The sequence below is a fragment of the Streptomyces neyagawaensis genome (assembly GCF_023516595.1).
GTDB lineage: Bacteria > Actinomycetota > Actinomycetes > Streptomycetales > Streptomycetaceae > Streptomyces > Streptomyces neyagawaensis.
In genome coordinates this window covers 16,938-30,575 of the sequence record NZ_JAMGBG010000059.1, presented here as the reverse complement: position 1 = coordinate 30,575, position 13,638 = coordinate 16,938, and the positions used below count along the sequence as shown (strand labels likewise).

Annotated in this window: 11 protein-coding genes; 5 read left to right on the top strand and 6 right to left on the bottom strand. The window is 72.8% G+C overall.

Annotation, left to right across the window (positions count from 1 at the left end; genetic code table 11):
- Positions 1–43 precede the first annotated feature (43 nt).
- On the bottom strand, positions 44–1,489 hold the full coding sequence (xylB, locus tag M8J73_RS25100) for a xylulokinase (RefSeq protein ID WP_249829081.1): 1,446 nt from the start codon (positions 1,487–1,489) through the stop codon (positions 44–46).
- Between the two features lie 146 nt (positions 1,490–1,635).
- Between xylB and xylA the strand changes: the two genes are divergently transcribed.
- Positions 1,636–2,802, top strand: a complete 1,167-nt coding sequence (gene xylA, locus M8J73_RS25095; RefSeq protein WP_055542286.1) for a xylose isomerase — start codon at positions 1,636–1,638, stop codon at positions 2,800–2,802.
- 151 nt (positions 2,803–2,953) lie between these two features.
- Here xylA and M8J73_RS25090 read toward each other — a convergent pair whose 3' ends face one another.
- Positions 2,954–4,225: a hypothetical protein gene (locus M8J73_RS25090; protein ID WP_055542285.1), complete on the bottom strand. Its 1,272-nt coding sequence runs from the start codon at positions 4,223–4,225 to the stop codon at positions 2,954–2,956.
- The gene (locus tag M8J73_RS25085) at positions 4,222–7,110 is read right to left on the bottom strand and encodes an SCO1167/SCO6262 family helicase (RefSeq protein WP_249829088.1); all 2,889 of its coding nucleotides are present in this window, start codon (positions 7,108–7,110) and stop codon (positions 4,222–4,224) included. Before M8J73_RS25085 ends, M8J73_RS25090 begins: the two co-directional genes overlap by 4 nt.
- 261 nt (positions 7,111–7,371) lie before the next feature.
- Here M8J73_RS25085 and M8J73_RS25080 point away from each other — a divergent pair, with 261 nt between their 5' ends.
- A complete protein-coding gene (locus M8J73_RS25080) occupies positions 7,372–7,560 on the top strand; it encodes a tail-anchor membrane protein (RefSeq protein WP_055521015.1) in 189 nt (62 codons plus the stop codon).
- 60 nt (positions 7,561–7,620) lie between these two features.
- On the opposite strand, the gene M8J73_RS25075 is transcribed toward M8J73_RS25080, so the two are convergent.
- From M8J73_RS25075 to M8J73_RS25065, 3 genes are all read right to left on the bottom strand, one after another.
- Positions 7,621–8,466 carry a hypothetical protein gene (locus M8J73_RS25075; RefSeq protein WP_055542846.1) on the bottom strand — a complete coding sequence of 282 codons (846 nt, stop codon included), beginning with the start codon at positions 8,464–8,466 and terminating at the stop codon, positions 7,621–7,623.
- A gap of 136 nt (positions 8,467–8,602) precedes the next feature.
- Entirely contained in the window at positions 8,603–8,899 is a 297-nt protein-coding gene (locus M8J73_RS25070) for a hypothetical protein (protein ID WP_055542845.1), read from the bottom strand.
- Between the two features lie 179 nt (positions 8,900–9,078).
- Positions 9,079–9,678: a class I SAM-dependent methyltransferase gene (locus M8J73_RS25065; protein WP_055542844.1), complete on the bottom strand. Its 600-nt coding sequence runs from the start codon at positions 9,676–9,678 to the stop codon at positions 9,079–9,081.
- Positions 9,679–9,830: 152 nt separating this feature from the next.
- Between M8J73_RS25065 and M8J73_RS25060 the strand changes: the two genes are divergently transcribed.
- The 3 genes from M8J73_RS25060 to M8J73_RS25050 are packed head-to-tail and all read left to right on the top strand — an operon-like array spanning position 9,831 to position 13,633.
- Complete coding sequence (locus tag M8J73_RS25060; protein ID WP_055542843.1) at positions 9,831–10,607, top strand: MHYT domain-containing protein; 777 nt, start codon at positions 9,831–9,833, stop codon at positions 10,605–10,607.
- A 54-nt stretch (positions 10,608–10,661) separates the two neighbouring features.
- Positions 10,662–13,199 carry a sensor histidine kinase gene (locus M8J73_RS25055; protein WP_249829080.1) on the top strand — a complete coding sequence of 846 codons (2,538 nt, stop codon included), beginning with the start codon at positions 10,662–10,664 and terminating at the stop codon, positions 13,197–13,199.
- Positions 13,196–13,633: a roadblock/LC7 domain-containing protein gene (locus M8J73_RS25050; RefSeq protein WP_055541711.1), complete on the top strand. Its 438-nt coding sequence runs from the start codon at positions 13,196–13,198 to the stop codon at positions 13,631–13,633. Before M8J73_RS25055 ends, M8J73_RS25050 begins: the two co-directional genes overlap by 4 nt.
- The last annotated feature ends 5 nt before the right edge of the window (positions 13,634–13,638 follow it).

Below are 13,638 nucleotides of genomic sequence, written 5' to 3'. Positions count from 1 at the left end.
ATGCCGGAAGCGTATCTCCCCACTTCAGGCGCCCCTTGCCCGGTCAGCGGCAGCCAGGCTCGCGCTCCAGCAGCGGCGCCGCGTCGGAGAGTACCCCGGAGATCCTGGCCAGCGTCTCCTCGTCCCGCTCCACCGCCTCCAGCACCGGCCCGCGCGTGGTGTCCCAGCGGCGGGCGACCGCGGCCGGGTCCTCGCCGGTGAGCAGCCCCGCGGCCTGCGCTGCCGCGCCCAGCGCGACCAGTTCCTTGGCCTCCGGGACCTGCACCGCACGCCCCGACAGCCGTCGCACGGTCTGCTGCCACGCCGTGCCCCGCGCGCCGCCGCCGATCAGCAGCAGCGGAGCCGAAGGGTCCGCGTCCGCGTCGAGCACCAGGTCGAGGGCACCGAGCAGCGAGTGCACGGCACCGTCGTACGCGGCCTGGAGGAGCTGTCCGCCGGTCGTGTCGTGCCGCAGCCCGTGCAGGAGACCTGAGGCGTGGGGGAGGGCCGGGGTGCGTTCGCCGTCCAGGTAGGGGAGGAGGGTGACGCTCGTGCCGGGCTCCACGGCCTCGCGGTCCAGGCCCAGCAGCGCGGCGACGCGGTCGACGGCCTGGGTGCAGTTCAGGGTGCAGGCCAGCGGCAGCCAGTCCCCGTGGGCGTCCGCGAAGCCCGCCACCGTGCCGGTCGGGTCGGCCGGGCGGTGCTTCGACACGGCGTACACCGTGCCGGACGTGCCGAGGCTCAGCACCGGTGTGCCGGGCCGCAGGCCGAGGCCCAGCGCGGCGGCCGCGTTGTCCCCGGTGCCCGGGGCGACGAGGGTGCCCTTCGCGAACGGCAGGTCGTGGGCGTCCCGTACGGTGCCGGCGACCTCGCCGGGTCGGACCAGACGGGGCAGCAACGCCGGGTCCAGGCCCACATGGGCGAGGACCTCCTCGTCGTACCCCTCCGTTCCGGAAGCCCACCAGCCGGTGCCGGAGGCGTCACCGCGGTCCGTCGTGCCCTGGCCCGTGAGGCGCTCGGTCAGATAGTCGTGCGGCAGCCGGACGGCGGCGGTGGCGCGGACCGCCTCGGGCTCGTTCTCGGCGAGCCAGGCCCACTTCGTGACGGTGAAGGACGTGCCGGGGACGCTTCCGGTGCGCTCGGCCCAGGCCTTCGGGCCGCCCAGCTCCGCCACCAGCCGGCGCACCTGCGGCGCGGAACGCACGTCGTTCCACAGCAGCGCGGGGCGCACCGGGTCGCCCTGGGCGTCGAGCGTGACCAGGCCGTGCTGCTGACCGCCGATCGACACCGCCGCGGCCTCCCGGGCGGGCTCACCGCACTGGCGCAACGCCTCGCACAGCGCGTCCCACCATTGCCTCGGGTCGCTCTCCCGGCCCGCGCCGGACGACACGGTGTGCGGGGCCTGCCCGCTCGCGACCACCCGTCCGGTCGACGCGTCGACGACCAGGGCCTTGGTGGACTGTGTGGACGAATCCACACCGACGACGAGCGGACCCTCGGCTGCTGACATCGGGCTCTCCCTCTCAAGCGGGCTCGTGACTGCCGCCGACGCGGCTGATGCGTCCGACGGGCGACATCTTGTCTTCCCAGAGACGCGTCCGCATACTAATTTGTAAATCGCCATGACGAAATGGTCGGAGCGCAAGGAGCCGCGGCATGAACTACCAGCCCACCCCCGAGGACAGGTTCACCTTCGGTCTGTGGACCGTCGGCTGGCAGGGAAGGGACCCGTTCGGCGACGCCACCCGGCGCGCCCTCGACCCTGTGGAGACGGTGCAGCGTCTGGCCGACCTGGGCGCCTACGGCGTGACCTTCCACGACGACGACCTGATCCCCTTCGGGTCCTCGGACAGTGAGCGCGAGGAGCACATCAAGCGCTTCCGCGCCGCCCTGGACACCACCGGCATGACGGTGCCCATGGCCACCACCAACCTGTTCACGCATCCCGTCTTCAAGGACGGCGCCTTCACCGCCAACGACCGGGACGTCCGCCGCTACGCGCTGCGCAAGACGATCCGCAACATCGACCTGGCGGTCGAGCTCGGCGCCAAGATCTACGTCGCCTGGGGCGGCCGTGAGGGCGCCGAGTCCGGTGCCGCCAAGGACGTGCGCGTGGCGCTCGACCGCATGAAGGAGGCCTTCGACCTTCTGGGCGAATACGTCACCTCCCAGGGCTACGACCTGAAGTTCGCGATCGAGCCCAAGCCGAACGAGCCGCGCGGCGACATCCTGCTGCCCACGGTCGGTCACGCCCTGGCCTTCATCGAGCGTCTGGAGCGCCCGGAGCTGTACGGCGTGAACCCCGAGGTCGGCCACGAGCAGATGGCCGGGCTGAACTTCCCGCACGGCATCGCGCAGGCCCTGTGGGCGGGCAAGCTCTTCCACATCGACCTCAACGGCCAGTCCGGCATCAAGTACGACCAGGACCTGCGCTTCGGCGCCGGTGACCTGCGCTCGGCCTTCTGGCTGGTCGACCTCCTGGAGAGCGCCGGTTACGCGGGGCCGAAGCACTTCGACTTCAAGCCGCCGCGCACCGAGGACTTCGACGGGGTGTGGGCGTCGGCCGCGGGCTGCATGCGCAACTACCTCATCCTGAAGGAGCGTGCCACGGCCTTCCGTGCCGACCCGCAGGTCCAGGAAGCCCTGCGCGCGGCCCGCCTGGACCAGCTGGCCCAGCCGACCGCCGCCGACGGTCTGCAGGCGCTGCTCGCGGACCCCACAGCGTTCGAGGACTTCGACGCGGAGGCCGCAGCGGCCCGCGGTATGGCCTTCGAGCAGCTCGACCAGCTCGCGATGGACCACCTGCTGGGTGCCCGCGGCTGATCACGCGCGCGTGAGGGAGGCCCCCGCCGCTCGCAGCGGTGGCGGGCCTCCCGTCGTTCCGGGCGGCGGGTTCGGCCCGCCGCCCGGGAGGGGCGGTCACCTTGCCGAGGCCCGCGCGCTTCTCCCACGGGCTTGCGCCTCCGTGACACGCTCAGGCCTCGGTGTCGACCGAAGCCAGTGCCGTCGCCGGATCGTGGGCGGCCGGGCCCGCCGGTGCCCAGCGGCCCCGCTCCTTGCGGTACGGCCACCAGCGGCCGTCCCGTCCGAGGCGCAGCTGGGCGGAGCCGCCGACCGCGGTCCAGCGGTTGTGGGCGGCGCGCAGCCGTGGCCGTTCGTCGTCGTCCCAGGCCGCTTCCAGGGCGGCACGCGCGCGTGCGAGCGATTCCGCCGGGACATGCCACTCCTCGTCGAGGACGGCGAGCCCGGCCGCACCGCCGTACCGCCAGGCGCGGACCGCGAGCGCCAGCCCTTCCCGGCCACGCCCGGAGCCCTCCGCGAGCCGTGCCGCGACGCTCGGCTCCGGGTCGCCTGCGGCCAGGCGCACCGCGTCCTGATCCGGTGTGGGTTCTGACGCGACAGCCTGCTGATCATGGCCGTCGCGCAGGGCCTCGGCCAGCAGCCTGTGGGCCTCCTGGGCCGTCCGCGCCGCCAGGAACTCCAGCGCGCCCGGGTCGACACCGGGCCCCGGCGGTACCTCGGTGTCGAGGGACGGTGGCAGACCGGGATCTGCGGGCAGCCCGGGCGGCTCCGGGAGCGGAGGCAGGATGTCCCCGGCCGCGTACGCCTCGGCGGCGTCCAGGCCGTCCTCGGGGCTCTCCCGTGCGCTCCGCTCCTCGGCCTCGGGGGCGGCACTGCGGACCTGGAGCTCGTCCAGTAGCGCCCGCTCGGCGCGGCCCCGCATCAGCAGCAGGACGAACGGATCCTGGTCCAGCAGTCGCGCCACCTGATAGCAGAGCGCCGCGGTGTGCCCGCAGTGGTCCCAGGCGCCGCAGTCGCACTCCGCCTCCAGGTCTCCGAGCCCGGGCAGCAGGTCGACCCCGGCCGTCGCCGCGTCCTCGACAAGATGCGGCGGCATCTCACGGTCGAGCAGGGCGGCGATGTGCCCCGACCGCTCCGCGGCCATCCCGAGGAAACGGCCCCAGTGCTCCTCGGACAGTTGCTGGAGCAGGACATCGGCGCGACGGGCCGTGCCGTCCCGGTCCTGGACCACGGCGGTGACCCGTCCGGGGCGCACCGCCACGGCGCCCACGGCTGCCGCGCGCGCGAGTCTGCGCCCCTCCTTGAGCTGCCCGGAGTCCAGCGCTGCGTCCTCCAGCGCCTTCAGCCAGGCCCGGCCCCACCACGTCTGCGCGAATCCACGCCCGTGCACCGGCGCGAGCGCGGCGAACGTGCGTTCCTCGTTCTGTCCGCTGCGTTCCGTCATCGTGCGTCCCCTCGCAGTTCCACCAGGTCGGACAGTTCGGCGTCGGACAGTTCGGTGAGGGCCGTGTCGCCGGAACCGAGCACCGCCTCGGCCAACGCACGCTTGCGGACCAGCATGTCCGCGACGCGGTCCTCGATGGTGCCCTCCGCGATCAGCCGGTGCACCTGCACCGGCCGCGTCTGGCCGATGCGGTAGGCCCGGTCGGTCGCCTGGGCCTCGACGGCGGGGTTCCACCAGCGGTCGTAGTGCACGACATGCTCGGCGCGGGTCAGGTTCAGACCGGTACCGGCCGCCTTCAGCGACAGCAGGAAGACGGGCACTCCTCCCTTCTGGAAGCTCTCGACCATCGCCTCGCGCTCCGGGATCGATGTGCCGCCGTGCAGGAACCGCGTCGGCACGCCACGCGCCGCCAGATGGCGCTCCAGGAGCCGCGCCATCCCCACGTACTGCGTGAACACCAGCACGCTCGCCCCTTCGGAGAGGATGGTGTCCAGCAGTTCGTCCAGCAGCTCCAACTTCCCCGACCGGCCGGCGATCCGGGGCCGCTCCTCCTTGAGGAACTGCGCCGGGTGATTGCAGATCTGCTTGAGCCCGGTGAACAGCTTCACGATCAGTCCGCGCCGTTCCATGCCGTCGGCCCGGGCGATCTCCGCCATCGTCTCGCGGACCAATGCCTCGTACAGGCCCACCTGCTCCCTGGTCAGCGACACGGCGCGGTCCGTCTCGGTCTTCGGCGGCAGTTCCGGGGCGATGCCCGGATCCGACTTGCGGCGCCGCAGCAGGAACGGCCGTACGAGGCGGGCGAGCCGCTCCGCGGCGGCGGGGTCCCGGCTGCCCTCGACGGCCTGCGCGTACCGGGTGCGGAAGGCGCCGAGCCGGCCGAGGAGCCCCGGGGTCGTCCAGTCGAGGATCGCCCACAGCTCGGACAGGTTGTTCTCCACCGGCGTGCCCGTGAGCGCCACGCGCGCGCGTGCCCCGATGGTGCGCAGTTCCTTCGCCGTGGCCGAGTACGGGTTCTTCACGTGCTGTGCCTCGTCCGCGACGACCATGCCCCAGGGGATGTCGCCGAGCCGTGACGCGTCGAGCCGCATCGTGCCGTACGTGGTGAGAACGAACTCTCCGTCCGCCAGCGCGTCCAGGCTGCGCCGTGTGCCGTGGAAGCGGCGCACCGGAACACCGGGCGCGAACTTCTCGATCTCACGCTGCCAGTTGCCCATCAGCGAGGCCGGGCAGACCACGAGCGTGGGGCCGGCGGAGGAGGCGTCGGACTGCCGGTGCAGATGCAGGGCGATCAGGGTGATCGTCTTGCCGAGCCCCATGTCGTCCGCGAGGCAGCCGCCCAGCCCCAGCGACGTCATCCGTGCCAGCCAGCCGAGACCCCGCAGCTGATAGCCGCGCAGGGTCGCGGAGAGCCCCGACGGCTGCCCGACCGGTACCTGCCCCTCCGGGTCCGACAGCCGCTCCCGCAGAGTGGCCAGCCAGCCCGTGGGCAGCACGTCGACCATCCGTCCGTCGATCTCGGTGGAGCCCGTCAGGGCGGCGCCGAGCGCGTCGACCGGGGACAGCTTGTGGTCCCGCTGCGCGTGGGCGCGGCGGATCTCCTCCGGGTCGACGAGGACCCACTGGTCACGCAGACGCACCATGGGGCGGTTCGCCTCCGCGAGCGCGTCCAGCTCCTCGCGGGTCAGCCGCTGATCGCCCAGCGAGAACCGCCAGTCGAAGGTGAGCAGCGCGTCGGCCGACAGGAACGACGGAGTGCCGGAGGCGAACCCACCGGGACCGGTCGTGGTGGGGCTGCCTGTATCGGCCGCCTGCTCGTCGTGCTGTTCGCCGTCCGGCGGACCGATGACCGCGCGGGCGGTCAACGTCCGTGCCAGCTCCTTGGGCCAGTGCACGTCGACACCTGTGGCGGCCAGCGTCCGAGCCCCCTCGCCCAGCAGGTCGGTGACCTCCTCGTCGGCGAGATCCACCGCGTCCGGCACGGCGGCCGAGAGCAGCGGGGAGAGCGGGGCCCAAGCGCGAGCCGCGTGGCGCAGCGCGAGCAGGGCGTCCATCCGCGCGCGCGGGCCGAACGCCTCGGCACCGGCCCACACGGCGGAGGCGTCCGCGACCAGCGCCGGGTCGCTGACGCTGTGCACCTGGAGGACGGCCCGGAACGACAACCGGTTCTCGTCCGGGTCGGCCGAGGCCAGTCCGGGGACCTCCAGGCGCAGCGACAGGCGAACCCCCGCGTCGTGACCGGCTGCGACATCGGTGGCCCAGGCGCGCTGCTCGGGCACGGACTGCGGTTCCCGTGCCGCGAAGGCAGGGCCACCTGCCGCGAGGGCGGCGGCGGGGGAGCGGGGCAGCGAGTCGGCGACCGTGTCGAGGAACGCGCGCAGCAGCCGCTCGGGGTCCGGCAGACGCAGTGGCGCGGTGTGGTCGACGGGCACGGCGTGCGCCTCCGGCGGCATCGCCGCCGCCAGCTCGCGGACCCGTTCCAGGTCCTCCGCCCGCAGTGGGCCGATCCGCCATGCGTCATGGCCCGCGGCGGTCACACCGGGCAACAGAAGTCCGCGCGCGACGAGTTGCAGGGCCAGGACGGCGGCGGTGCCCCAGAAGACGGTCGACCGGTCGGCGCCCGCCGTCGCACGCGCGCGCGTGAGCACCGGCAGGGCGGCGCTCACCGGGAGCGACACGACGGGAACCGTCACCAGCTCGACGCCCGTCTCGCCGGGCCGGACGACCGTCGACTCCCCGGCGGAACCCACCGCGACGGGCGGAGGCGCCGCGCCATCGGTACGCCGGAAGACGAAACGGCCGGTGCGGGCCGGGTCGTCGGCCACGAAAGCGGCATGACATCGGGCCAGCTCGGAGACATCGGCAGGGGACGCCGCGAGGTTCATCGGCACAGAGATGCTGAACTCCTCAAATTTGACTACTGCATACGGAATCGCCGAGGGTACCGCACTTCAAACGTCCCGGGCGCGTGATTCGAGGTGGTCGAGCCGCGGCGTAAGGGTGATGCCGAGAAAAGTCGAAGGCGTCTCAGGGTTGCGCCGGGGGCGGAGTCAGGGTTGCGTCAGGGTCGTGGTCCGGAACTGCGGGGAGCGGCAGCCCGTTTTCAGGACAGAGAGCGGCAGCGGGCCGCGAAGGAGGCGACGGAGATGTCGAAGAGCACGAAGATCGTCGCGGGGGGTGCGGCAATCGGGATCGTCCTGTTGTTCCTGTTGCCGTTCCCGTTCTGGGCCAATCTCCTGATAGTCCTGGGAATCCCCACGGCCGCGTACTTGACGCTTGACCCCTCGCAGCGACGCAGGCTGCGCCGGGTCGGCCGCAAGGAGCTCGGGCGTTGAGGTGTCACCGGCCCGCGGCCGGGCCGGTGACACGCGGCAGAGTCTGGGGCGAGCCCGCACTCAGTTGGGGCGTACCGCGATCTTGTCGAGGGACTCCAGGAGGCCGGGCAGTTCCTCGCCCCGCCCCACCGGGAGCACTTCCCCCGGTTCGTCGTCGAGAAGGACGAAGGCGATGTCGTCGGTCCTGGCCACCATCGACCACCCGGGACCGTCGGCACGGAGAGTCCGCGCGTCACCCGGCGCGAACGACGAGCGCACACGTCCAAGGGGCGGCGGCGACTCGACATAGGCGCGTGCCTCGGCGAGGACTCGACGGATGCCCGAGCGGACGCCGCCCTCGTCGCGGCCGGATTCGGCGGCGTCTCCGGCTGCCGCCGCGCTCGCGCCGTTCTGTCCGGTGAAGGCGGAATCGTCGATCTGCTCCCGCCAGGTGCTCCACTGCAGCGCGATCTCATCGGCGCCCAGGCGCCGCTGTGCGGGCCCCCAGACCGTGGTGTCCGGCGGGCTCAGCGGCGGCAGATCGGAGACTTCCGGGTCCGGGTCATGCGGAGCCGGCACATTGGGAGCGGCCACGGCCACCGCGAGGGGCCAGCCGGGCAGCGCGGCCACCACCGAGTCCTCGTCGGGCGACAGGTCGTACTCCATACCGCAGTCCCACGAGGCGATAGCCACGGCGACCAGTGACACGTCGTCCACCGCGACCGTCCACCGGGCGCCGTCGCCGTCCTGGCCCAGGACGATCCCGTAACCGTCGGCGAGCGGGGCGAGACCGAGCGCCGCGCAGGCCTCGGGGTAGTCGTCGCCCAGTACGCTGGGGAAGTTCGCGGGCGTGAGCAGCACCGCCGTCAGCACATACAGTGCGTCGTCGTCCCCGGCGGCGACGGCGTCATCGTCCGTCCCGGCCATGCCGGCCTCCCATTGCTCTCGCTCGTCCGTCGGCGCACCCTAATGCGCCCGGCGGGCGCTTGTCACGAGAGTGAAACCCACGCAGAGCTGCGGTTCCGGCCGGACAGGGGCGAATCGACCGGTGCGTCTCACCCCTTCAGGCGGCGGGCAGCCCCAGAAGCGACCGCGCCACCGTCTGCGGCGACTCGTCCCGCTCACGTGCCAACGCTATGACCGCACGACACGCCAGCTCGCTGACGCCGAACGACAGCGCCTCCGGCGACACCCAGGTCACGGTCTCGTCGATCCGGTCCTGGTCGTCGTCGGCGCACGCCGAGATGTAGGCGGCCGCCGCCTCGAACAGGTTGTGCGTGCGTTTCTCCCCCTGCGATGTCGCTTCGGTGCGCGTCGAGTCGAGGAACCGGTCGAAGGACTTACGGAGCCTGTCGAACATAAGGGCTACCTTCCCCCATCTCGGTCTTCACATAACGTTCATGTGTTCCTACTCAACGTAGCGACGGAGGCGCGGCGACAGAAGAGGGTCCGTCCCTGGGTCCGTCCTCGGGTCGGGGCCGGGGCCGAGCGGCGACGTCGCGATCTTGGGACTGTGCCGGTCAGGGGCTGCGCCGCGGGTCAGGCGGTGCGTACGGCGAGCGCGAGGAATCGGCTGTCCTCGTCGACGTACGACGTCATGCGCCAGCCCGAACCGGTCAGCAGCGGGCCGAGGTTCGCCTCCGCCCGGAGATCGGCCGGGGTGATCTGCCGCCCCTGGCGCGCCGCGAGCGCGGCCCTGCCGATCGGGTGGAAGAGCGCCAACGTTCCGCCCGGCCGGACCACCCGCGCGAGCTCCCGGAGATTCCCCGCCGGGTCCGCGAGATGTGCGATGAGCCCCGCGGCGAACACCGCGTCCAGGGACCCCGTGCGCAACGGCAGTGCCGCCACGTCCGTGAGCAGCAGCTGCCCGTCGAGGTGCCGCCCGGCTCGTACGCCGGCCTCCAGCATCGCCGGGGTCAGATCCGCCCCGAGGATCACGCCGGAGGGTCCCACGGCCGCCCGTAGCGGCGGCAGGGCCCGACCCGTGCCGCAGCCCGCGTCGAGCACCCGGTCACCCGGCCGCAGGCCGAGGTCGGCGACGGCGGCGGCGTAGGCAGGCCCGTCGTCGGGGAACCGGGCGTCCCAGTCGGCGGCCCGTGCCGTGAAGAACTCCTGGACGTGGGTGTGGTCGTCGCTCATGCTCCGCATGATCCCCCACCGTCGGGTGAGCGGGGGCGGTGTGCATGTTCGAACGTAAGGCGATCGTTCCGACGCATTTATGCGCCACCTTCCACCACTTTTCGAAATGCGCCCCCTTCGTGCACCTGTGCTCCCACTAGCGTCCCGGAGCCATGGGACACCTGGACCACGCCACCTTCGGCTGGCTGACCCCCGTGCTGTCGTACGTGATGGCCTGCATGGGCGCGGCACTCGGACTGCGTTGCACCGTCCGTGCGCTGGCTGCCACCGGCCGCGCCCGCCGCAACTGGCTCGTCACCGCCGCGTCCGCGATCGGCACCGGCATCTGGACCATGCACTTCGTGGCCATGCTCGGCTTCGGTGTGAGCGGCACCGAACTCCGCTACGACGTGCCGTTGACCATCCTCAGCCTGCTCGTCGCCATGGCCGTCGTCTGCGGCGGAGTCTTCGCCGTCGGCTACAGCCGCAACCGCGGACGGGCGCTTCTTCTCGGCGGTCTCACCACCGGACTGGGCGTCGCCAGCATGCACTACCTGGGCATGGCGGCGGTGCGGATGCACGGCGAGGTGACCTACGACCCGGCGCTCGTCGCGCTCTCCGTCGTGATCGCCGTCGTCGCGGCCACCGCCGCACTGTGGGCGGCGCTCAACATCAGGTCGCCCCTCGCGGTCACCGTCGCCTCCCTGGTGATGGGCGGCGCGGTGAGCAGCATGCACTACACCGCCATGTGGGCGGTGCGCGTGGAGGTCGCTCCCTCCGGCGAAAGCCTGCCCGGGGCCACGGCGATGCAGTTCATCTTCCCCCTCGCCGTCGGCCTCGGGTCCTATCTCTTCCTCACCTCGGCGTTCGTCGCGCTGTCGCCGACGGCCGGGGAACGCGAGGCCTCCGCGTCGGCCCAACGGCCCGTCGGGAGCGCCGCCGCCCACTAGCAGCGCACCTCGGCGGCACGAAGGCACACCCAGACCACTCCGAGCGAGGAGGCCATGCGTACACCCGGCAGGACCTCGACCACCGGCGCCGAGACGCCACCCCGGCCCGCGGCGCGCGGACGCCGCGCCCACGCGGGACCACCGGCCGACGAGGGTTTCGCCCCCGACGAGACCGGCTCTCCCACAACCGGACCACCCAGACGCGCCGGCCGCCCGCACATACGCCCCCGCACCGTCCGAGCCAAGATCATCTGCCTGCTGATGGTGCCCGTCGTCTCCCTGCTCGCCCTGTGGGCGTACGCCACCGTCACCACCGCTCAGGACGTCGCCCGGCTTCGGCAGCTCCAGCGCGTCGACGCCTCCGTGCGCGCCCCGGTCGCCGACGCGGTCGCCGCGCTCCAGGCCGAGCGTGCCGCCGCAGTGCGGTACACCACGAGGCCCTCCGACGCACACGGGAGCGACCTGCAGACACGCTCTCGGGCCTCCGATCGCGCGGTCGCCCGACTGCGTCTGGGCGGCCGGCACACTGTCGCCGACGGACTCGGCCTGCCCGCCGGGGTCGCCGAGCGGCTCGCGGCCTTCGTCTCCGGTGCCGAGCGACTGCGCCCCCTGCGCGCGTCGGTGCTGGACCGTCGCAGCGGCTGGGCAGAGACGTACCAGAGGTACACCACGACCATCGCCACGGCCTTCGGTGTGGGCGGCGCCCTCAGCGGCATCCAGGACGCCGAAGCGGGCTCCGACGCGCGCGTGCTGCTCGAGTTCTCCCGCGCGGCCGAGGCCCTCGCCCAGGAGGACGCGCTGCTGGCCGGCGCACGGCCCTCCGGCACCCTCGACGGCGAAAGACTGCGCCTGTTCGTCGGCGCCGCGGGCACCCGCCGCACCCTGACCGAAGCCGCTGCCGCCGACCTCCGTGGCCCCGAACGGGCGGCATGGGGCGAACTCGCCGAGGGCGCCGCCTACACCGACCTGAGCGCCGTCGAGGACAAGGTGCTCGCAAGCCGTCCCGGCACCAAGGCGCTGACCGCCGCCCCGGAGGATGTCTGGCAGTCGGCCCACACGCGCGTGCGGGACGGGATGCGGAGGATCGAGGCCGACGCCGGGCGCGACGTCGCCGAGCGGGCCGACCCGTTCACGCGCGCGCTGCTCACCCCGGCCGGTGCCGCCGTGCTCCTCGGTCTCGCCGCCGTCGCCGCGTCGCTCGTGATCTCCGTACGCATCGGGCGCGGACTCGTCGTCGAGCTGGTGAGCCTGCGCAACGGAGCCCTGGAGATCGCCCGCCGCAAACTGCCCCACGCCATGCGGAAACTGCGGGCCGGAGAGGAGATCGACATCGACGCCGAGGCCCCGCCGGGGCTCGCCGCAGAGGACGAGACCGGCCAGGTCGCCGAGGCGCTGCGCGTCGTCCACCGGGCCGCCCTGCGCGCCGCGGTCGAGCGCGCCGAACTGGCCGGCGGCATCTCCGGGGTGTTCGTCAACCTCGCCCGCCGCAGCCAGGTCCTCGTCCACCGTCAGCTGAGCCTCCTCGACAGCATGGAACGCAGGTCCGAGGACCCCGACGAGCTCAGCGACCTCTTCCGGCTCGACCACCTCACCACTCGGATGCGACGCCACGCGGAAAGCCTGATCATCCTGTCGGGGGCGGCACCGGGCCGGGCCTGGCGCATGCCGGTCTCCCTGACGAACGTCGTCCGCGCCGCCGTCTCCGAGATCGAGGACTACGCGCGCGTGGAGGTACGGCAACTGCCCGAGGTGGGGATCGCCGGAGCAGCCGTCGCCGACCTCATCCACCTTCTCGCCGAACTCGTCGAGAACGCCGCCCAGTTCTCACCACCGCACACGCGCGTGCGGATCACCGGGGAACCCGTCGGCAACGGGTACGCCGTCGAGGTCGAGGACCGCGGACTCGGCATGGGCAAGGAGACCCTCGACGAGGCCAACCGCAGGATCGAGCAGTCGGAAGCCCTCGACCTCTTCGACAGCGACCGTCTCGGACTGTTCGTGGTGAGCCGACTCTCCTCCCGCCACGGCATCAAGGTCCATCTGAGGCCCTCTCCCTACGGCGGCACCACAGCCGTGGTCCTCCTGCCGACCGCTCTGCTGCACAACGGCACGACGGCACGATCCCTCGGAGCCACCGTCGAGGCACAGCGGCAGCCCGAGCAACGGGAGTACGCGCGCGTGCACGCCGGTCCACGCCAGGACCCCGTGGAGCAGTCCGTCGACCGGCGGGCACTGATGGCTCCCGTGGCCTCCGCCGTGGAGTCCACGGCGGGCGCCCCGCCCGAACCGCCCCCGCCCGGCGTCACCGCCCTGCGGCAGCACCGTCCCCCGCAGGAGCCGGACCCCACCGGTGAACTGCCACGCCGGACACGGCAGGCCCATCTCGCCCCCCAACTGCGCGACCGGCACAGCGGCAGGCCGGAACCGGCCCCGGGCCACGGGGCCGACGACGACCGCACCCCCGAACTCGTACGGGACCGTATGGCGTCCTACCGCGACGGTTGGGCGCGAGGCGGCGGCAGGGCACCCGGACGAGGCGTCACCCATGGCCCCGCGACGGGCAGAGACAGCAGCGAAGGAGACCCCGCATGATCCAGGACCCGACCACCAGGGCCACCGGACGGTCCGGAGAACTCGACTGGCTGCTGGACGACCTGGTGCTGCGTGTGCATGAGGTACGACACGCGGTGGTGCTGTCCAACGACGGACTCGCCGTCGGTGCGTCGACCGACCTCGCACGCGAGGACGCCGAGCATCTCGCGGCCGTCGCCTCCGGCTTCCACAGCCTCGCCAAGGGGGCGGGCCGCCACTTCGGCACCGGGGGAGTACGCCAGACCATGGTGGAGATGGACGACGGATTCCTCTTCGTGGCGGCCGCCGGAGACGGCTCCTGCCTGGCCGTCCTCACGGCCGTCACCGCGGACATCGGCCTCGTGGCGTACGAGATGGCGCGGCTCGTGAAACGCGTGGGTGAGCACCTCTACACCGCTCCTCGCGCCGGCTCGCGCCCACCCGTCGCCGGATGATCGGG